Genomic DNA, 19748 nt, shown 5'->3' with positions numbered 1-19748 from the left:
GCGATGCGAAATTTCTCTGGACTCGGTTAAACAAATGTCGCAAATTTAGGATGTAGTAGGGTTAAACGTCGCCTAACATTGTGGCGCCTTATTCTGGCGCTACCAAGCCATTGAACGACATCACCGAAAGCTTCAAAATACAAAGGGTAGATCCTTGAGCGTCATGGACCTTAACAAAAGTATTTCTGAAGAGAGCTTTCGCGTTGCGCCTGTTCGCCAGGTAAATGCGAGGTTCCCAGTTGCCGCACTCGACACCATCGTTCCGCCACCTGCCTCCGTGCAGTTCGCGCTGAAGCGAGCATTCGATATTTTTGCGTCGATCAGCGCACTCATCGTGCTCGCTCCGCTTCTTTTGGTCGTCGCCGCCCTGATTAAGGTGGACAGCCCCGGCCCGGTGCTTTTCAAGCAGACCCGGTGGGGCAAGAATTGCCGCGCCATCAAGGTCTACAAGTTCCGCTCCATGCGCACGGATATGCAAGACGTCACTGGCGTTGCCCAAACCGTCAAGAACGATCCGCGCGTCACCCGTGTCGGCGCTTTCCTGCGTCGCTCGAACATTGACGAACTGCCACAATTGCTCAACGTTCTGAAGGGTGACATGTCGGTTGTCGGGCCGCGCTGCCATGCAATCGGCATGCGTGCCGGCGGTATGCTGTACGAAGAGCTGGTTCCGCAATACCATCATCGCCACGCCATGCGTCCGGGTATCACCGGTCTGGCGCAGATGCGCGGCCTTCGTGGCCCGACGGACCGCCCCGCCAAGGCGCGCGCCCGTATCGCCAGCGATCTCTACTATGTCGAGAATTTCTCGCTGCTGATGGACATTCGCATCATCTTCGGAACGCTGATTTCCGAGCTGAACGGCGGCAAAGGCTTCTGATCCGATTGGAAAAGAAAGCGTATCGGCTGCTACAGCAGCCGATACCGGAAGGCTCGAGCCACGGCCTGCATGCGGTTGACCGAATCCAGCTTACGCATAGCACTCTTCAGATATCCCACCACAGTATGCGATGAGAGATCGAGAATGATCGCAATCTCGTCGCTGCTTTTGCCAGCAGCCGACCAGCGCAGGCATTCGATTTCCCGCGGGGTGAGACTCTCCGATGGCCGATCTTTCGGCTTCTCGTCGCTCGAGAGCGAGTCCAGAAGTTCCATACAGCCAAAAAGCAGCGCCGTCGCTTCTTCGCGGGAAGGCATGGCGCGCGCGCCCGAAAAAGCGAATATGTATTGTTTCAGGTCAGCATCGTGCAACGCGAATCCGAAGGTATGTTTCAGCCCGTGCATCTGAAACATCGTGTTCAAGCGACGGTTTTCCTGATTTGCTGCATTGCCCCCAAAAGGCCCTTCGTCGCAGAAGACAGGCATGATGGTGCGCTTCATGACAGCGACCAGCTTGCTGCAATGGAAGAGGTCCGCCTCCTCGTAAAAATTGACGAGGCTCTGCGGCCAGTTGCTGATCAGCTTGTTTTCGAGAAAGGCCGTCCGGTCCCCGCGCGGGAACACGGAAAACAGGTAGAATTCGAACCCGGCAGCCTTCGTCAGCTCGTCCAGGCGGCTTGCACCGTTGATGGCCGAAATGCCCGCAGGACGGGCTCCGAAAGGCGAAAATGCAGTATCATCGGCGCAGTCGCGGACGGCGCGTTCACGTCTCTTCATTCTCTTGTTCCTTCACGGACCTGGCTTCGGCTCGGCTCGCAACCGACTGCGGATTAAACGCGCCGGACGATCAGGAAAGACGGCATTTGCCCCGCATCAGAAAGATACGAAGCATTCAAAATGGCAATCTTTATTGATACTACGAGGAGAACGGAGACGAAGTCTTTGCGCTCATGCTTATGTTGCAGCGCTTATAAAAGCGTCCGAGAAAAATATGTAACATTTATTCCGCATGGCTCCCATGCAGCCGCCTCAAATTGACGTAGCGGCAGACGGCCAGCAAATCACCCTGCAACCCAGCGTCTAAAATTATTATCAAAGTCTTACGATGGGTTTAGGCAATTTTTAAATGTGGCAAGTTAGAGTGGCGTCCGTGGTCTTGCGTTGTGTAGAGAGTCCAATGACCGAAATGATACGTCCCCGAGTAAAATATGTCATCGGCCCCGATGGCAGCCCCCTGACGATTGCGGATCTTCCGCCGCCAAATACGCGGCGCTGGGTTATCCGCCGGAAGGCAGAGGTTGTCGCGGCTGTTCGCGGTGGCCTGTTGAGCTTGGAAGAAGCCTGCGAGCGTTACACGCTCACTGTCGAAGAATTCCTTTCCTGGCAGTCCTCCATCAACAGCCATGGCCTCGCCGGCCTGCGTACCACACGCATCCAGCAGTATCGCCACTGATTACGTTCCATTCGAGTTGATTATTTCGGGCCGGGCACATTTCCGTCGAGGGAATGAAGAAGGCCCGAAATCATTGCCGAGGCCGCGTAACACCAGAGACCGGGCTGCGTAAACGCATTCGCAAGCCCCGTCGTCTTCGCAGCCGCAATCACGATCGCAACGAGCAGCACGTCCATCATGGACCACTTGGACAGATGCGGCACGACGTTGCGATAAAACAGGCTGCCGGCGCCGCCGGCAGCCATGGATTCCGCAGCAATCCCGATCATCTTCAGAACCGGCAGCACGATCGAGACGAACGCAACGAGTGCTGCGAGCGCCACATCACCACCACTCCAGAGTGAAGCCACGATTTCCAGCAGCGACGGCGTCTCATCGAAGAACCAGAGCTTCTCGAAGCGGACAAGCGGCAGGACAAGGCCAAGCGCCAGAAGAAACGGTGCTGCAACCAGCAATACGGGCCGGACTACCGAAAGCCTGTTCAATTTTCCGCCCCCCTTTGAACACACTGTTTCCTGCCGCCGGCTTGGCATGCCGAGATCGCCATGTCACGTTCCCGATCACATAATTCATCAGGAGACAGAAATGGATATCAGGATTGAGGAAAACACGTCGGGCGGTCGCTACGTCGCGACTGTGGAAGGTCATGATGCGGAAATGACCTATTCCCGCACATCGCCGAAACTCATAATCATCGATCATACCGGCGTGCCGGACGCTTTGCGCGGCAAGGGTGTCGGCCAGGCACTGGCACTTCATGCGGTCGAGGCAGCCCGAAAGGGTGGCTGGAAGATTATCCCGCTCTGTCCCTTCTTCAAATCACAGGCCCAGCGTCACCCTGAATGGAACGACGTGGTCAGTTGAGAACGCATCTGCCATAGGATAGAAACACCAAAAGCCATGCATGACGGGCGCAGTATCCGTCATGCATGGCTTCTGTGCTTACCCCCCAAGGCGCCGGGACCGGCGCCTGCAATATTCGTCAGGCCCGGGCGCGAACTGCGCCGTCGCGCTCTTCGAGCGCCGTTGCCCTGGCATATTCCGCCTGCATTTCCTCGAGCACCAGTTCCAGTGCCTCCTCCTGAACCTTCAGTTCCTTGATCGAAACCTGAAGATTGTCGGCGCGCTGACGTGCGGCCTTTGCAAAGGTCGGATATGCGAAGTGATTCGGGTCGGAAATACCGGACTTCTTTTCTTCGACGACGATCTGGCTTTCCAGATCCTTCGTCATCCGTTCAAATTCGGACATCATCATCTGCAACTGCTGCAGCTGACGACGTTTTTCGTTCACCTGAAACTCTTTCAGACGAACGAGGCTCTCTCGCGACTTCATACGCATTACTCCCGTGATGCGAGACCCCGGCTCAACTTGAAACCGCCCTTGCGCGCCGCTTTGACACGGTTTGCCGAAAAAATTCCTGCGATATTAACAAAAACCTACCGCTGGTAACCTTTCGTTTACGGGCATCGTTAATGATAGGCCCGATGATTTAAGGCTCGGTAAACACCAGGACAGGAAAGCCGAACCTTTTCATTAGCGAGTCGGATGAATCACTTAGCGCGATTTCTTAATGTCGAAGTTGAGAACTGCGTTATGAGATTTCCATTGGAAAACAGAGAAATGGAAAAATTATTTAATAAATTCGATACTCCTTGCCAGAGTGAATTAGAATTTGTTAACCATTTCGTGGCAGCTTCCAAATCACGTAGCTTATTCGGTATCGCGTAGGGGGCCATGCCACCTTTCGGCGGCGGTAAAGGGGATAATTATGCGGGTACTTCTCATCGAGGATGACAGCGCTACAGCGCAGAGCATCGAACTGATGCTCAAATCTGAGAGTTTCAATGTTTATACGACAGATCTCGGCGAAGAAGGCGTGGATCTGGGCAAGTTGTATGATTATGACATCATCCTTCTCGATCTGAACCTTCCCGACATGTCCGGATATGAAGTGCTTCGCACTCTCCGCCTGTCGAAGGTCAAGACGCCGATCCTGATCCTTTCGGGCATGGCCGGCATCGAAGACAAGGTTCGCGGTCTCGGTTTCGGCGCCGACGATTACATGACCAAGCCGTTCCACAAGGACGAGCTGGTCGCCCGTATCCACGCAATCGTTCGCCGCTCCAAGGGCCATGCCCAGTCGGTCATCGTCACGGGCGAACTCATCGTCAACCTCGACGCCAAGACCGTCGAAGTCGGCGGCCAGCGCGTTCACCTGACGGGTAAGGAATACCAGATGCTGGAGCTTCTTTCGCTCCGCAAGGGCACCACGCTCACCAAGGAAATGTTCCTGAACCACCTCTATGGCGGTATGGACGAGCCGGAACTGAAGATCATCGACGTCTTCATCTGCAAGCTGCGCAAGAAGCTCGCAAATGCTGCAGGCGGCGCCAATTACATCGAAACTGTCTGGGGCCGCGGCTATGTGCTGCGCGAGCCCGATGGTGCCGAATACGCCGAAACCGCCTGATCCGCCGAATCCCTTTATCGAATGAAAATCCCGCCTCATCTGGCGGGATTTTTTATTGGTCATCAATGTCCTGAAATGGAAAAGCCGCACTTTCGGGCGGCTCTTGTTAACGACGTGCGCGCTGATTAAGCCGCGATTGCACGATTTCCGAACACGGCGGTCAGGATCTTGCGGTCAAAAGGCTTGAGCAGGAAATCGGTCGCCCCTGCCCGTTTGCCGGCCATGAGCTTCTTCAGGTCGGCCTCGATGACGCAATAATAGATTTTCACCTCTTTGCCGCCGTCCATGGCGCGAATGCTTGCAATGAGATCGAGCGCGCCTTCCATGCCCGAATCGACGATGAGATATTCGGGAAGCTCGGCTTGGCAGCGCTGCAGCGCCTCTTCGGCATTCGAAGCTTCGCTGACCAGAAAATCGAGTTCGGAAAGGATTCGCTTGCCGACTTTGCGAACGATGTCCGAACTGTCGGTGATCATGAATCTCTGCATGACGGTTCCTTACCCCTCGCGCTGTCTCCGTCGAGGCCTTCCTAACCTTCGAAGATAGGTTCATCAGGCTAACGAATCGTTACCGTACCCGCTTCGACCAGCGATCGATGAACTAGGCTGCAGCGGTCCTGGCGGTAAAGACGATCTCTTCGGCACTGACCGCGTGATCCAGAACCATGCTGCATTCCTCAGCCAACAGCACAGTGTAATAAGGCTGGATCGAATGCGCGTCGATCGCTTCCTCGACGGTGCCCGTGGCGATCTCGACGAATTTCGGCGGCATGCGCATCAGCTTGCCCTTGGCAACGAGCTTGAAGGTGGCGTCGAATTCCGGATTTTCCAGCGTGATCTCCAGATTGCCGCCGCGCGGAATGGAAGAATAGGCGACTAGGAAGAGGTTGAGGAGCAGCTTGACTCTGTTCTTGGCGACAATCGCGCGCGGGCCGTTCCAGCTCACTTCGGTCTTCTTCTCCGCCGCGGCAAAATCCTTGGCTGCGCGCTCTGCCTCACCCGTATCGATCGAAGCGCCGACGGAGCCGGACGCACCGAAGGCAAGGCGTGCGAATTTGAGACGGACTGAAGCATTGAGCGCGCTGGTGCGGATGAGATCCATCGCGTCCGAATCTGCCCCGCCTTCGTCTAAAAGCTCCAGACCGTTGTTGATCGCGCCAACGGGCGAGATCACGTCATGGCATACGCGGCTGCACAGGAGCGCAGCGAGGTCCGGGCCGGACAAAGTGAGATTCGGGTTCTTGGACATCATCGTCTCCTGAGGGCGGCAGTGTCATTCCACCCGGTAGTGTGCTTGATCAAAATTGCGCGAAGTTTGCGACCGTACTCGCCGCCATAATGACACCATATTTGGTAAACCGATTGTTAAGACGATCGGCGCAAAATGCATCAAATGCCACTGTCCCCGACAATGACGAATGGATGACATCATGCGGCTCCAAATTCTCGGAAGATTCATCGGCTTCTGCAGGCTGCTGACGGTGCTTACAGTATCGTCGCTTGTTCTGACAGAGCAGGCTGCGGCTCAGGAGAATGGCCAGTACACGATGCAGGAGATCGTCGATGCCGGCCACTCCTTCTTCGGCTCCACAAGCGGCGGTCTGGCCAAGGTTGTCGAAAATGCCTTCCAGAAATACGGCCTGCCGAACGGCTATATTCTCGGCCAAGAGGGAGGCGGCGCCTTCATCGCCGGTCTCACCTACGGCGAAGGTCAGCTCAATACCAAGAATGCCGGCGAGCATCCGCTTTACTGGCAAGGTCCGTCTCTCGGTCTTGATTACGGTGGCCAGGGCTCCCGCGTCATGATGCTGGTCTACGACCTGCCATCAATCGACTCCATCTACGCGCGCTTCGGTGGCGTCAGCGGCTCGGCCTATGTCATAGCCGGCTTCGGCATGACGCTTCTTAAGAACAACAATGTTCTGGTCGTGCCGATCCGCACCGGCGTCGGCGCCCGCCTCGGTATCAATGTCGGATATTTGAAGGTCACTCCGAACCCGACCTGGAATCCCTTCTGAAAAGCGCAAACCTGCGGTATTGTCATAGGGAATGTGGTCTTGCCGGTGTCTGCAGCCTTGCCGATATGCGCACTGCGTGCTTAATCATCTGAGCTGACCCGTATCAACCTTCGAATCGATGGCCGCGCCGTGATCGAATACGCTCTTTTGTTCGGATTGGGCTTCCTGACCGCGGCCTTTCTCGTCTTTTTGGTCTCGCCTGCCGTCCACCGCCGAATTGTCTGGTATACCGAAAACCGCCTCAAGGCGACGATGCCCCTGAGTCCACAGGAAGTACGGGCGCAGAAGGACATGGTGCGCGCGCTTTACGCTGCCGAAAACGCCCGCACCGCGCAGGATCTGCACCGCGAACGCGAAAAATCGCTTTCTCTCCAACTTCGCCATGATTCACTCGCTGTCGATGCCGGCAGGCTTGCCTCGGAACTCAACGAGGCGCGCGCGCAGATCGGCGAAATGCAGGTGGAAGCCGCCGAACAGCGCTCGCACTTGCGCAAGGACGAGAACTATATCAGCCAGTTGAAGACAAGCCTGCATATTGCCGAACAGGCCAATTCCAACAAGGACAGCGAACTGGAAACGCTGCGCGCCCGACTTTCCAAGCTGCAGGAACAGACTGATAATCTGAAGATCGACCTGGCCGCGCGCGATACCGAAGCCGAGAGCCTCAAGTTCCGCACGAATGCGATGCGAGAAGAACGTGATCGGATGCGCCAGGACTTCACGATCCTGCAGAAGCGCGCCAAAGAGGCCGAGCAGAAGCTCAGCCAACAACAGCACATGGTCATCCGCCTGGAAGACAAGGCTGCCCGTGAGGCCGCCTCTGCCGCAGACAAGGAAGCGCTGCTCGGCCGCCGCCAACAGGAGATCACCAAGCTGAAGGAGCAGTTGAAGGCGGCCAATGCCGAAATCCGCAAGGCCGCCAAAATATTGCGCGATGCCGGCCTTTCCAAAGCAGTTGCCGATCTGCCGGCCGAAGTCGCTGACGGCGAACCCGAGCCTTCTGCACTCGATGTCGCAGCCGTCACCGCGCAAATGGGCGACAACGTGCGCAGGCGCAGCGCAGCACTTGCCGAGCATTTGCAAAAGGCAAGAAACAATACCGGTCGTGACAGCGCCCTTCGCGAGGAAATTACCTCGATTGCCGCGAGTGTGGTGGCGCTCACCGCGCTCAAGGAAGGCCCCTCCTCTCCCATCCTATCCCTGATGCCCGATAAGCCGAAAACGGGATCGAACGACCGCGTAAATCTCGCCGACCGCGCAGCGGCTATTATTGCCGATCCGCAGCGCTGAACTTGCTCAGATTCGGGTCATCGTCGAAGATATCACAAAGAGCGCAATTCCCGTAGCCGTCGCCACGTTGAGACTGTCGAGCCCTTCAGACTGCGGAATGCGCGCACTGCGGAAACGGGAAAGCACCTTCTCTGGCAGGCCCTCCCCCTCCGTGCCGACAACGAGCGCCATGCGATCGGAAGCCGGTATCTGCCGGATATCCGTCTCGCCACGTGGTGAAAGCGTCCAGATCGTAAAACCGCGCTCGGCAAGGCTCAGGAGAAGAGCGAGTGCGTCGCCGCCGCGGTGATACGGCATGCTCAAGACAGAGCCGACGGAAACGCGCAGCGCCTTGCGATAGAGCGGGTCACAGCAGGTCTCGTCGAGGAGGATGGCATCCGCCTTGAACGCCGCGGCATTGCGAAACATCGACCCGGCATTGTCGTGATTGGAAATGCCGCAGCCGACGAGGACCAGCGCCTGCTCGGGCAATGCGTCGAGAAGCGCGGCTTCCGCCACTTGCTCTCTCCGGCCGAGCGCCAGCACGCCGCGATGCATATTGAAGCCGACGATACCATCAAGAACATCTGCGTCGGCCACATAGACGGGCACGTCTTCGGGAAAGCGGCTGAGGATTTCGGTTACGCCGCCCAGCCGATTGCGAAGCAGCAGGATCTTCTGGGCAGAAAATCCCCTGCCCGCTGCATGCGCTTCGGCAAGCATGCGCAATACGACCGTGCCTTCGGCAATAAAGCGGTTTTGCCGGCCCGTCAGATCACGCTCGCGAATATCCCGAAACTCGGCAATCCGTGGATCGTCGGCACGTTCGATCGTCAGGATCTGTCCGGCCATGTCGGCCTCAATTTCCCGACAGCGTGATGTTGGCCACGATACGGCTGGCCTTGATGTCGAGAACCAGCGCCTTGCGCTTGCCGTCCACAGCTGTGCCGTAAAACAGGATTTGCCCGCCCGAAAGCGACGTCTGCTCGATCTTGAAGCCGAGCGGCAGCGATGCCGTCGAGCTCACCGGCGCGTCAGAGGGAACGCCGAAAGAACCAGCTGATGTTGTGGCCTGCGAAGGCTCGGGGCGCGTCACCTTGTAGACAACCGCGCCGAAGACCGCCATAAGGCTCACGAACATGATGGCGCCCGAGACGATCTGCAGGCGGATCATTTTGCGCCGGACATTTTCCATAGCCGGGTCGAGGGGCTTTTCTTCCAGCTCGTCATCGGCCAGCTCGAATTTCGTCATCTATGGCGTTCCATTCTAAAAATACGTCGGAGAAGAAGCGTCTTGAGCGACCCCTTTAAACAAGCAGATGACAATAGAAAAGTCCTGACTGCCGATGAGACGGCTGAAGGTCGCCTTGACGCATGGCTGACCGCGCAGCTCGGCGAGGAGTTTTCCCGCAGCCGCATCAAGGCACTGATCAAGGACGGGCAAGTCCTTTTGAAGGGTGAACCGGTTACCGATCCGCAACGCAAGGTGCGAGCCGGTGATGGCTACGAGATCACTTTGCCTGAGCCGGAAGATCCGGCCCCGAAGGGCGAGAACATTCCGCTCGATATCCTCTACGAGGATGAAGACGTTGTCGTCATCTCCAAGCCTGCCGGCCTCGTCGTGCATCCCGGTCCCGGCAATTGGACAGGTACGCTCGTCAACGCGCTGATCCACCATTGCGGCAACACCCTTTCCGGCATTGGCGGCGTACGCCGCCCCGGCATCGTTCACCGCCTCGACAAGGATACGACAGGCGTCATGGTCGTCGCCAAGAACGATATGGCCCATCGCCACCTTTCGCTGCAGTTCGCCGACCACGGCCGCACCATGCCGCTGGAACGCGCCTACCGAGCAATCGTCTGGGGTCGTCCGCGCGCGCTTTCAGGAACGATCGACGCGCCGCTCGGCCGCGCGACCGGCGACCGCACCCGCCGCGCCGTCAAGCGCGCGGACAGCGAAAGTGCCGACGAAGCGATCACCCATTACGAAGTGCTCGAGCGCTTCCATGAGAGCCCGGACGCGACTGCGCTTGCCTCGCTCGTCGAATGCCATCTGGAAACGGGCCGCACGCACCAGATCCGGGTCCACATGGCCCATATCGGCCATCCGCTGCTGGGTGATGCCGTCTATGGCGCGGGCTTCAAGACAAAGGCCAATCTTCTGCCTGACGAGGCCCGCAGGGTCGTCAAGGCGTTCGACCGCCAGGCACTGCACGCCTTCATGCTGCAATTCGAGCATCCGCGCACGGGCGAGGTGATGCATTTCGAGGTGCCGCTGCCCGATGACATGGTGGAACTCACTGACGCACTGCGCGGATGAGACATGCCGGCTGCTATTTCTTCGAGCCGGCACTCAGAACCCGATGCGTGGCATTGTCGAGAGCGTGGCTCGTGTCGCGCCCGTCCTGCGCCAGTCCCCTTGCGGTATTTCCGCAAGATGAAAGAGCGGCCGAAAGCGTGAGCAGCAGGATGGCGGCAAGGACTGGTCTGATCATCTGGTTCCCCATAAAAGCGCGGCTAGGCAAGAATGCCCACCACTGGAAAAATGCGGCAGCCGCCTATAAAATCAATGGCTCAGGTCGGCTCCGATGGCGGCGGGATAACGCCCTCGTGATAGCCCTGATGACCTTGAATCCCTGTTTCGCCACACTTATCTGTATATGGACTTAGTGCGGGCTTGGAGAGAGCCGCATGTCCCGGTTTGCCTTTAACGCGAGGGCGCGTTCCATCGGGAACCGGAATCCAGATAAGGAGGGTGCATTATGGCCCGAAATACCTTGCCGTCCATAACCGCCGGCGAAGCCGGTCTCAATCGTTACCTCGACGAAATTCGTAAATTCCCGATGCTGGAGCCGCAGGAAGAGTACATGCTCGCCAAGCGTTACTCCGAGCACGGCGACCGCGATGCCGCACACAGGCTCGTCACCAGCCATCTTCGCCTCGTTGCGAAGATCGCAATGGGCTATCGCGGCTACGGCCTGCCGATCGGCGAAGTCGTGTCTGAAGGCAATGTCGGCCTCATGCAGGCTGTCAAGAAGTTCGATCCGGAACGTGGTTTCCGCCTCGCCACCTATGCAATGTGGTGGATCAAGGCCTCGATCCAGGAATACATCCTGCGCTCGTGGTCTCTCGTGAAGATGGGTACGACCGCCAACCAGAAGCGCCTGTTCTTCAACCTGCGTCGCCTGAAGGGCCGCATCCAGGCCATTGATGACGGCGATCTGAAGCCCGAGCATGTGACCGAGATCGCCACCAAGTTAAACGTCTCAGAGGAAGAAGTCGTTTCGATGAACCGCCGCCTCTCTGGCGACGCTTCGCTGAACGCTCCTATCAAGGCTTCCGAGGGCGACAGCGGCCAGTGGCAGGATTGGCTGGTGGACGACCACGACAGCCAGGAAGATGTGCTGATCGAGCAGGACGAGCTCGATACCCGCCGCCGTATGTTGGCCAAGGCCATGAGTGTGCTGAATGATCGCGAACGCCGCATCTTCGAGGCTCGCCGCCTTGCTGAAGATCCGGTAACGCTTGAAGACCTTTCGGCCGAGTTCGACATCAGCCGTGAGCGTGTCCGCCAGATCGAAGTCCGCGCCTTTGAAAAGGTGCAGGATGCGGTCCGCAAGGAGGCGCTGGAGCGTGCCAAGGCCGTGCGCGTGGTCGAAGCGACCGCGTAAGACGGTTATGTCTAGATGATATGAAAAAGGCGGGTTCTTGTGGCCCGCCTTTTTGTTTTATACGTTTCCGGAAGCACCGGCATTACTGGCTGGTCGAAAGGTCCCCGAGCGCAGTCCATTCCTTGATCGCCGTATTGAAGGCATTGCTTCCCGTGGCGCCCTTCTGCAGGGTCAGGAGCGCCCGTCGCCCGTTGCGGTAGGTGATCGGAATGTCGATCCAATCGCGATTGCCAAGCAGGTCCAGATTGGCCTTGCGCGCATCCGGATAATCGTTGAGCGCGATCATGTGGAAATCGTCGGTAATCTTGGCCGGTACCGCAATCAGCGGATCACCGCGATCCTGCTCCGTACGCTTCATCGAGATGCGCTGAACGCTGTCGATGCTGCCGCCCTCGAAATTCGGCGGAACGGAGAAGACGATTTCGACCAGATGGCTTGCCGGCAGCGATGGATCAGAATTGCGCTTGAAGGTCAGGAGAGCCGAAAGATTGCGCTCCGGTACAGTAACGTTACCCTGCACGGTGGCTTCCTGGCGACCGCCCTGTCCGGCCTCATGCTGTACGGTCCAGACGACCGATCCCTCGATTGCCGTTGGCGAGCTTTCGCCGATCCGCTCTTCGTAGAGGAACATCTTTTCCGTGGCGCCGACGGGCGGAACCTGCGCCGGTGCGGCCGCCGGACCGTTCGGCGTCAGATTTTCGGCAGGCGCGGCATCGGACTGGACAGTCGGCGCGCTTGTATCGGCTGCAGCGACATTCTGCTCGGCAACCGACTTGCCTTCCGCCGTGGGCGTGCCCGGCACTGGCGCCGCGCCGTTATCGACTTCTGTCCCATCGGCGAGCAACCGCTGGGTGAACTTGGTATTGGCGGCCGAGCCGTCTAGTGACGCAACCTCCTGGTTGGGTCGCGCCGGCTGCGCTCCAGCATTCTGATTTGCCGGCGGTGTCGTGGCCGGCGTACTGCTCTGCTGCGTCGACGGGGTTGTCGCCGGTGTGACCGCTGTCTCACTGCGCGCAGCCTGTGACGGTGCGGAACTGACGAGGCCGTCGACCATCTCCTTCACCGCCTCGCGGTTCATCCAGCCGGCGTAGGCGCCGCCGGCGATAATGCCCAGCGTGACGAGGATCGCCAGAATCGTGCCGATGCCGAAGCGGCGGCGCTTCGGTTCCATGCGGAAGCTCTTGCCATGCAGCTTGGAAGCGACGATCTGGTCCAGATCCATCGGCGGGTTGCCGTCGTCATCGTCAGCGGTGACGGCATTACGGCGGTCATAGCCGCGCAGCGCACGCGCCTCGCGCCAGCCTTCGCTTGGAGCGGCCGGTGCGGGGGTCGCAGAGCCGGAACCATTGCCGCCGTGCACTTCCGCAAAGATATCGACGTCGTCGAAATGTGCGGAAGCAGGCGTCTTCTTGCCGGTGCCCGCTTCGATCGGCGGCAGGTCATCGAAAGCTGCCGCTTCCCACGAGAAATTCTCCTTGGCAGTCGGCATGACGACCGGCGAAGCGCTGTTTCCGAGTGTCGAGATGACCTCTTCGAATGCGCGCGCCGAAGCATCGGCGGGAACGACTGGCGTAGCCTCGGCGTACGAGTGAAGCTCTTCGCGTGCCCATTCGGTCTCGGCTTCCTGCGGTGCAGGGGCCGGCGTTTCGGTCGCTGGCTCGGACCACATGCGATCGAAGTGCGCCGCCGCATCCGCAGCAAGCGGTTCTTCGCGTGCGTGCTCGACGAATTCTTCGACTTGCGGCTGCGGCGCGAAATCAGCCATCGGCTCCACGAGTCGGTTCGACGCATGCTCCATGCCGCGCGAAACCGGCTGGTGAGCCTCTTCGTGCTGAAGCACTTCTTCCACTTCATGAATGGTTTCGGCTACCGGCTCGGCTGCAACCTCTTCAGGCTGCCGTTCTTCCGGATAATGCTCTTCCAGAGGCTCAGCAAAACGCCCGGGCTCGGCATGAACGTCTGCCTGCTCCGGCGCATGCCACTCCTCTGCAGGCGCCTCTTCCTCATGAGGCGGATGCCACTCGGCATGCTCGGGCACCACCTCTTCGGCTGAAGCGGCCGCATGAGCGACCTCTTCCGGCTCGGCAGGCTCCTCGCGGGCTGGCTGTTCCGTTTCTTGCTGCTCGCGGCTCTCGTAGATGGGAGCCTCTGCGACAGGCGTTGCCTCGGCTATCGGCTCGTGCTCTAGAGGGGCCTCTTGATGGACCTCGGACTCCGGGGCGGCTGCGGCCGACTCCTCGACAACGATGGCCTCGGCATGTTCGCCCTCGACTTCACGGATTGCGGCTTCAAGCTTATCAAGCTGGCGTTGCAGCATAGCTTCCGGCGGACGCGGTTTCATGTTCTCGAGCTGCCGCTGCACAGCGCCTCGCGCACGCTCGTAGACCTTCACCCGCATCTCAGGGGTATTTTCAGACAGGCCGTCGACTGCCCGCCGAATAACTGCAATAAAATCCGCCATCAGTACTTTCTCAAGAAGTCCGGCTCACTCCCGAACACTCACGCTAGGTGACCCGCGACATTAATCCTCAAACGGATCAGTCACAAGTATGGTGTCGTCACGCTCAGGGCTCGTCGAGAGAAGCGCGACAGGCGCGCCGATCAGCTCTTCGACCTGACGAACATATTTAATCGCCTGGGCCGGCAGATCTGCCCAGCTGCGGGCGCCAACCGTCGATTCCTTCCAACCTTCCAGCGTGACGTAGAGCGGCTCGACACGAGCCTGCGCCGCCTGGCTTGCCGGAAGATGGTCGATCTGCTCGCCGTCGAGCATGTAGCCGACGCAGATTTTCAGTTCATCGAGACCGTCGAGCACGTCGAGCTTGGTGAGCGCAATGCCGCTGATGCCATTGGTGGCGACCGACTGGCGCACGAGTGCAGCGTCAAACCAGCCGCAGCGGCGCTTACGGCCCGTGACGGTACCGAATTCGTGTCCCTTTTCACCGAGGAACTGGCCGATCTCATCCGTCAGTTCGGTCGGGAACGGACCTTCGCCGACGCGCGTCGTATAGGCCTTGGTGATGCCGAGAATATAGCCGAGCGAACCCGGACCCATGCCCGAACCCGCGGCGGCCTGACCGGCCACCGTGTTGGAGGAAGTCACGAAGGGATAGGTGCCGTGATCGATATCGAGGAGGCTGCCCTGCGCCCCTTCGAAAAGGATGCGGGCGCCCTTGCGGCGCTGCTTGTCGAGGAAAAGCCACACGGTATCGCGGAAGGGCAGCACGCGGTCAGCGATCGAGGTCAGTTCGTCCATGATCGTCTGATGGCTGACTTCGGCAACGCCGAGACCGCGGCGAAGTGCGTTGTGATGGGTCAGGATACGATCGACCTTGCCCGGCAGGGCTTCGAGGTCTGCGAGGTCCATGACGCGGATGGCGCGGCGGCCGACCTTGTCTTCATAGGCCGGGCCGATGCCGCGCCGCGTCGTGCCGATCTTGGTGCCGCTGTTGGAGGCTGCGTCCTCGCGATAGGCATCGAGCTCGCGGTGCAGGGAGAGGATGAGGGTGGCATTGTCGGCGATGCGCAGGTTCTCAGGTGTGACCTTCACGCCTTGTGCTTCCAGCCGGCCGATCTCGGCGATCAGCGCATGCGGATCGACGACGACACCATTGCCGATGACGGCCATCTTGCCGGGGCGGACCACGCCTGATGGCAGCAGCGAGAGCTTATAGCTCGTACCGTCGATGACGAGCGTATGGCCGGCATTGTGTCCGCCCTGATAGCGCACGACGATATCCGCACGCTCCGAAAGCCAATCGACAATCTTGCCCTTGCCTTCGTCACCCCATTGCGAACCGACCACGACTACGTTCGTCATCAAACTCTTCCTGTTACCGGCGGAGAACCGCACACCTGCTCAAACCCGCGCATCTATAAAGCTTTGTTTTCGGGAAAGCGACCCTGTTGTCACAGCAGATTCGGCTTTTTACGTGACAAATCAGCCGCCGGCAGGCTAAGCCCGACCATAAAGCCTGCCAGAGATGACAAAGACGGGAAGATCGCCCTTGCAAGCCACAGCCTATATCTGCCTTGTCATTGCTACTCTCTGCTGGGGCGGCAATGCCGTCGCGGGCAAGCTTGCGCTTGGCCATGTCAGCCCGATGATGCTGACCTTCCTGCGCTGGTTCCTGGCCATCGTGCTGATCGCCGCCGTCTCGCTGCCGCAACTGAAGAAAGACTGGCCGGTGGCGCGCAAGAACCTGCCCCTTCTCCTCTTCTATGGCGTGATCGGCTACACCACCTTCAACGCCATGCTCTATTCAGCCGTGCAGTACACGACAGCGATCAATGTCGCGATCGAGCAAGCCGGCATCCCCATGCTGATCTTCCTGCTGAATTTCCTCTTTTTCCGAACCGGCGTTTCGCTGGCCCAGGTCGTCGGTTTTGGCATGACGCTTGTCGGTGTTGCACTGACGGCGGCCCATGGCGATCTCGCCACCCTGCTGCAACTGAGCCTCAACCGCGGCGATGCGCTGATGCTGATCGCTGTCGCAGCCTATGCCGTCTATACGATCTTCCTACGTTGGAAGCCCGTCGTCGACTGGCGCACTTTAATGGCGATCCCCGCCCTCGGCGCTGCCCTCACCGCCCTGCCCCTTTTGTTGTGGGAAGCCTCTAGCGGCGCGGCCCGATGGCCTGATCAAGAAGGCTGGCTGATTGCCTTCTACACGGCTATCTTCGCCTCGCTGTTGGCGCAGATACTCTATATCAAAGGCGTCGAAGAAATCGGTGCCAATCGCGCCGGCCTGTTCATCAACCTCGTACCGGTTTTCGGCACGCTGCTTTCCGTCGCACTGCTCGGTGAAAGGCTGCAGCTTTTCCATATGATTGCGCTGGTGCTCGCGCTCGGTGGCATCGCCATCGCAGAAAGGGGACGCCCGAAGACTGCCGCGCTCACCGTGCCGGCGTCACCTGTCGACTAACCAAGCTCCAGCGTCGTCACGCCATAGACGCTCTTCAGCGGGATTTCCGGCGCCGGACCGCGATACATGCGCGCGGTCTCCATGACCGGCTCGAGCCCCACACTTTCTGCCAGCGCAATCGCCTCGGCATTGGCGGCGGGGATATCGATATAGATCGACGCGCCGTGTGCCTGAGGAATGAGGCCAGCCAGAAGGGCGGCAGCGCTGTCCGCGTCCCCAGCGAAAAGCGGGCCGATCTTGTAGCCCTCGTAACAGCGGCGGATCGTGCCGTAACCGCGAATCTTGCCGCTCTTGCGCACGACGACCGAACTGCGCCCCTTGCGGCCGGTACACCAGGCGGCAAGGAAAGCCGCACGGGGCTCTGGGAAAATTCCGCTATCGTATCGGAGCAGGCCTTCGAGACGCGTATCCAGAACCGGCTGCGCGACGAGCGACGATTGCGGCACCGATGTCGGCACACCACCATAACGGATCGTCTTATAAGCCACCTCGAAGCCGGCTTTGCGATAGGCTTCCTGCTGAGCGGCAACACCATCGAGACCGATCGTACGGTCTCCCGCCGACGCGATGCCGGCGTTCCAGATCGCCTTGCCAAAACCCTGGCCACGGAAATCGGGGTGCACGATGTAAAGACCGAGGAACGCAAAGGTGTCGCCATATTTGACGACCGAAATCGAGCCGACCGGCACCTCACCGATGACGCCAACGAAAAATCCGGAAGGATCGGCTTCGTGGAATGCGATCGCATCGTCGAGGCCGGGGTTCCAGCCCTCTTGACGTGCCCATTCCAGTGCAAGCTCCAGTTCACCGGGCCGCATGGAACGAACGGCAAATTCCGAATTCATACAACCTTCCCAGATTGAAATCCGCAAGTCCATTCCGCGATGCGCAAAGCAATCGTCAAGTCGATTGCTCGTGCGCTCAGACCGGTCATGATGAACTCGCGTTCACGGCTTGAACGATGTGTGTCGTCGTTTTGAAATGCAATGCAAAAGAACTTCGACCTCGCACTACCATGAAACAATGTAATTGCAATCTCAAGAAAATTACTGCGCCCGCAAGATGCTTCCGGCGAGCGCAGGTGGAAAGACGGCAGCATAATATCTGGCCGTTAGCGCAGAAACGGACCCAACGCTTCGGCAGTCCCGAAGGTCTGGACAGCTTGGTTGAGAACGCTGCCAAAAACGAACCCGACGGCGATGGTCAGCTGGTGCGAATAGGCCTTCAGCGCATATCCATCGCTTCCGACCTGTGCCGGAGCGCGCAAGGCAAAGGGCACGTTCGGGCGGACGAAGCCGGCGCTCGTCGTCAGCGGCTCCTCGGGCAGATGGCCGATGGCCGACGTGTACATGAGGTCACGGCCAAAGCCGCCCGGACCGAAGGCAAAAGCCGGCTGGCTTGCAGCCGATACAGTGATTGCGAGCGTGGCGGCGAGAAGAAGTCTGCTCATCCTGAAGTCCCCATTTTCCAGTCGGCCGGCGATTTCTGCCTGGCCGCAGCGCCGGTCGCATCTGTCCATGCCCGGCCGCTTTCATGAGGGCACTCTACACGCCGGTTATTTGCAGGCCTTTTAAGCCGATCCGTACAATTTTATTGAAAGCCGATATTTTAGACTGTCGCTATTCGGGTAGAAAACAATCTTTACCATACGTCTTGACGGTATCTTCGCATCCTTACTTCTAAGGTGCCCCAAAACAAAACAGGGCCAGAAAATAATGCACGAAGTTCCAGTCAAATCCCGGATCATCCAGAACGTTTATTTCAGCCAGGAAGACGGGCGGTTGCGCATCTGCTTCCGCAACGGCGAAGAGCGGCTGTTCGAAGGCGTGCCGGCCGCCGATGTCGAGACCATGGTGACCGCACCTTCACCAGGCCAGTACTATATCGACCGGATAAGAAAACAGTATCGCCGTATCGCGGCTTAAACGCGCCGCGATATCCTCGTCGAAGCGACCCTAAATCGATCATGCCATGCTTCGGCCGAGATCGATTGCCACATCGGTGCGAGCCTTATAAATGATGACTTCTACTGTCGGAGGTCTCGCGAACTGACGATGCAATCGTCCGATCAGAACATGAAACTGGCGCCGCAGCCGCGAAAGGGCCGCGCCGTCATGTGGTTGCTGATCATTCTGTCCTTTTCGATCGTCGCCGCTACAGTGCTGCTGTCGAATGATATGCGCCACCTGAAATCGCTGGCCCATTACTTTGGCGTAGAGCTTTTTCCAGCACCGGCGCCGCCACCGCCGCCACCGCCTAAAATCTTCCGGCGCACCGAGCCCTTGAGTATCAGGATCCCGCCGCGCATGTTCGCGCAGCCGCAACCGGCTCTCGCGAGCGTCTTCTTGCGCACCTGGCGCATTTCCGGCCCAGCCATGTGCGAAGCGCTGCGCTCTGCCGGCGTCGAAATGAGCGAATGGGCAGAAACTGCCTTCAATTCCGACACGTTCGAGTGCTCCTTCGAACATATCTACAAGAAGGAGAAAGAGCATATCGTCAGCTCGCTCTTCCTCGTCGTGCGCGGCAATGGCAGAGGCGCAATTACAAGCATGCGCGTGAAGCTGGTCGATCCTGCGACCGACAGCAACGGGCAGCTTGATCCCAGTGTGTTGCGCATTTTCGAGACCATGCTGACACAACCGGCGTGGCTGGATTTCCATGAAGCGCTCTCGGCAATCCGCAATCTCAAGGACATGAAGGAAGAAGGTTTCGGGGCCCTCATCAATTTCAGCCAGGAATACTCGCGTCGCGGCAGCTTCAACTTCACATTGCTGCTGCAAGAAACGTCTGCCCAGCAGCGTCGCACGAAGGATTATTTTTCGCCAAAGACCTGGCTGCCCGCGCCAGACCCCTCCTGGCAAGTGCCTGAACTCATCTTCTGGCGCCGCGCCTTATGATCTGTCGCCGGCAACGAGTTGAGGCACCTCATCTTCACGATAGGCCCGGCCTAATTTAGCGCGTCAAACTTCAGACGCATTTAACTCAAAATAGCTACGGCCAAGCTCTTTCGATCCTTGACTTGAATCGGCCAGGGATTAGCTTTGACGCTGTCTTGAGCCGCTC

23 protein-coding genes are annotated in these 19748 nt (G+C 58.8%); 11 read left to right on the top strand and 12 right to left on the bottom strand.

Annotated elements, in window-relative coordinates; all coding sequences use genetic code 11:
• Positions 1 to 154 precede the first annotated feature (154 nt).
• On the top strand, positions 155 to 880 hold the full coding sequence (locus EV281_RS12290) for a sugar transferase (RefSeq protein ID WP_165911882.1): 726 nt from the start codon (positions 155 to 157) through the stop codon (positions 878 to 880).
• A gap of 29 nt (positions 881 to 909) precedes the next feature.
• On the opposite strand, the gene EV281_RS12285 is transcribed toward EV281_RS12290, so the two are convergent.
• The gene (locus EV281_RS12285) at positions 910 to 1656 is read right to left on the bottom strand and encodes a LuxR C-terminal-related transcriptional regulator (protein WP_132653383.1); all 747 of its coding nucleotides are present in this window, start codon (positions 1654 to 1656) and stop codon (positions 910 to 912) included.
• Positions 1657 to 2056: 400 nt separating this feature from the next.
• Here EV281_RS12285 and EV281_RS12280 point away from each other — a divergent pair, with 400 nt between their 5' ends.
• The gene (locus EV281_RS12280) at positions 2057 to 2332 is read left to right on the top strand and encodes a DUF1153 domain-containing protein (protein ID WP_007533628.1); all 276 of its coding nucleotides are present in this window, start codon (positions 2057 to 2059) and stop codon (positions 2330 to 2332) included.
• A 20-nt stretch (positions 2333 to 2352) separates the two neighbouring features.
• Here EV281_RS12280 and EV281_RS12275 read toward each other — a convergent pair whose 3' ends face one another.
• Positions 2353 to 2865, bottom strand: coding sequence for a paraquat-inducible protein A (locus EV281_RS12275; RefSeq protein ID WP_184326772.1), 513 nt, complete (start codon positions 2863 to 2865; stop codon positions 2353 to 2355).
• A gap of 52 nt (positions 2866 to 2917) precedes the next feature.
• Between EV281_RS12275 and EV281_RS12270 the strand changes: the two genes are divergently transcribed.
• A complete protein-coding gene (locus tag EV281_RS12270) occupies positions 2918 to 3196 on the top strand; it encodes a GNAT family N-acetyltransferase (protein ID WP_132653381.1) in 279 nt (92 codons plus the stop codon).
• A 118-nt stretch (positions 3197 to 3314) separates the two neighbouring features.
• On the opposite strand, the gene EV281_RS12265 is transcribed toward EV281_RS12270, so the two are convergent.
• Positions 3315 to 3665, bottom strand: coding sequence for a flagellar export protein FliJ (locus EV281_RS12265; protein WP_132653380.1), 351 nt, complete (start codon positions 3663 to 3665; stop codon positions 3315 to 3317).
• A gap of 436 nt (positions 3666 to 4101) precedes the next feature.
• On the opposite strand from EV281_RS12265, the gene ctrA reads away from it, so the two are divergent.
• A complete protein-coding gene (ctrA, locus tag EV281_RS12260) occupies positions 4102 to 4803 on the top strand; it encodes a cell cycle two-component system response regulator CtrA (protein WP_112562832.1) in 702 nt (233 codons plus the stop codon).
• 125 nt (positions 4804 to 4928) lie between these two features.
• Here the strand turns inward: ctrA and EV281_RS12255 are convergent, their stop codons facing one another.
• Positions 4929 to 5291 (bottom strand): response regulator, encoded by a 363-nt coding sequence (locus EV281_RS12255; protein WP_132653379.1) that lies wholly within the window; start codon positions 5289 to 5291, stop codon positions 4929 to 4931.
• Between the two features lie 112 nt (positions 5292 to 5403).
• A complete protein-coding gene (locus tag EV281_RS12250) occupies positions 5404 to 6051 on the bottom strand; it encodes a histidine phosphotransferase family protein (protein WP_132653378.1) in 648 nt (215 codons plus the stop codon).
• Between the two features lie 181 nt (positions 6052 to 6232).
• On the opposite strand from EV281_RS12250, the gene EV281_RS12245 reads away from it, so the two are divergent.
• Complete coding sequence (locus tag EV281_RS12245; RefSeq protein ID WP_132653377.1) at positions 6233 to 6820, top strand: EipA family protein; 588 nt, start codon at positions 6233 to 6235, stop codon at positions 6818 to 6820.
• Between the two features lie 129 nt (positions 6821 to 6949).
• The gene (locus tag EV281_RS12240) at positions 6950 to 8110 is read left to right on the top strand and encodes a hypothetical protein (protein ID WP_132653376.1); all 1161 of its coding nucleotides are present in this window, start codon (positions 6950 to 6952) and stop codon (positions 8108 to 8110) included.
• 6 nt (positions 8111 to 8116) lie between these two features.
• On the opposite strand, the gene EV281_RS12235 is transcribed toward EV281_RS12240, so the two are convergent.
• Together EV281_RS12235 and EV281_RS12230 are read right to left on the bottom strand one after the other, a co-directional pair.
• Complete coding sequence (locus tag EV281_RS12235) at positions 8117 to 8941, bottom strand: RNA methyltransferase (RefSeq protein WP_132653375.1); 825 nt, start codon at positions 8939 to 8941, stop codon at positions 8117 to 8119.
• Positions 8942 to 8948: 7 nt separating this feature from the next.
• Complete coding sequence (locus EV281_RS12230) at positions 8949 to 9341, bottom strand: hypothetical protein (protein WP_132653374.1); 393 nt, start codon at positions 9339 to 9341, stop codon at positions 8949 to 8951.
• A gap of 42 nt (positions 9342 to 9383) precedes the next feature.
• On the opposite strand from EV281_RS12230, the gene EV281_RS12225 reads away from it, so the two are divergent.
• Entirely contained in the window at positions 9384 to 10409 is a 1026-nt protein-coding gene (locus EV281_RS12225; RefSeq protein WP_132653373.1) for an RluA family pseudouridine synthase, read from the top strand.
• 13 nt (positions 10410 to 10422) lie between these two features.
• On the opposite strand, the gene EV281_RS12220 is transcribed toward EV281_RS12225, so the two are convergent.
• Positions 10423 to 10584: an entericidin gene (locus EV281_RS12220; protein ID WP_132653372.1), complete on the bottom strand. Its 162-nt coding sequence runs from the start codon at positions 10582 to 10584 to the stop codon at positions 10423 to 10425.
• A gap of 267 nt (positions 10585 to 10851) precedes the next feature.
• Between EV281_RS12220 and rpoH the strand changes: the two genes are divergently transcribed.
• Positions 10852 to 11760 (top strand): RNA polymerase sigma factor RpoH, encoded by a 909-nt coding sequence (gene rpoH, locus EV281_RS12215; RefSeq protein WP_132653371.1) that lies wholly within the window; start codon positions 10852 to 10854, stop codon positions 11758 to 11760.
• Positions 11761 to 11842: 82 nt separating this feature from the next.
• Here rpoH and EV281_RS12210 read toward each other — a convergent pair whose 3' ends face one another.
• Both EV281_RS12210 and EV281_RS12205 read right to left on the bottom strand, forming a co-directional pair.
• Positions 11843 to 14221, bottom strand: coding sequence for a hypothetical protein (locus EV281_RS12210; RefSeq protein WP_132653370.1), 2379 nt, complete (start codon positions 14219 to 14221; stop codon positions 11843 to 11845).
• A 60-nt stretch (positions 14222 to 14281) separates the two neighbouring features.
• Positions 14282 to 15580, bottom strand: a complete 1299-nt coding sequence (locus EV281_RS12205; protein ID WP_132653369.1) for an adenylosuccinate synthase — start codon at positions 15578 to 15580, stop codon at positions 14282 to 14284.
• Positions 15581 to 15767: 187 nt separating this feature from the next.
• Here EV281_RS12205 and EV281_RS12200 point away from each other — a divergent pair, with 187 nt between their 5' ends.
• The gene (locus tag EV281_RS12200) at positions 15768 to 16685 is read left to right on the top strand and encodes a DMT family transporter (protein ID WP_132653368.1); all 918 of its coding nucleotides are present in this window, start codon (positions 15768 to 15770) and stop codon (positions 16683 to 16685) included.
• Here the strand turns inward: EV281_RS12200 and EV281_RS12195 are convergent.
• Both EV281_RS12195 and EV281_RS12190 read right to left on the bottom strand, forming a co-directional pair.
• Entirely contained in the window at positions 16682 to 17530 is an 849-nt protein-coding gene (locus EV281_RS12195) for a GNAT family N-acetyltransferase (RefSeq protein ID WP_132653367.1), read from the bottom strand. The two genes, EV281_RS12200 and EV281_RS12195, sit on opposite strands and share 4 nt — an antisense overlap.
• Positions 17531 to 17796: 266 nt before the next feature.
• The gene (locus EV281_RS12190; protein WP_132653366.1) at positions 17797 to 18135 is read right to left on the bottom strand and encodes a hypothetical protein; all 339 of its coding nucleotides are present in this window, start codon (positions 18133 to 18135) and stop codon (positions 17797 to 17799) included.
• 265 nt (positions 18136 to 18400) lie between these two features.
• Here EV281_RS12190 and EV281_RS12185 point away from each other — a divergent pair, with 265 nt between their 5' ends.
• Together EV281_RS12185 and EV281_RS12180 are read left to right on the top strand one after the other, a co-directional pair.
• On the top strand, positions 18401 to 18610 hold the full coding sequence (locus EV281_RS12185) for a KTSC domain-containing protein (RefSeq protein ID WP_132653365.1): 210 nt from the start codon (positions 18401 to 18403) through the stop codon (positions 18608 to 18610).
• A 129-nt stretch (positions 18611 to 18739) separates the two neighbouring features.
• Positions 18740 to 19582, top strand: a complete 843-nt coding sequence (locus EV281_RS12180; RefSeq protein WP_132653364.1) for a DUF6030 family protein — start codon at positions 18740 to 18742, stop codon at positions 19580 to 19582.
• The last annotated feature ends 166 nt before the right edge of the window (positions 19583 to 19748 follow it).

Origin of the sequence: Rhizobium sp. BK418 (assembly GCF_004341105.1) — a bacterium.
Taxonomy (GTDB): Bacteria; Pseudomonadota; Alphaproteobacteria; order Rhizobiales; family Rhizobiaceae; genus Rhizobium.
Note: the sequence above shows the minus strand (reverse complement) of the source record. Positions and strands in the feature narration are given on the sequence as shown.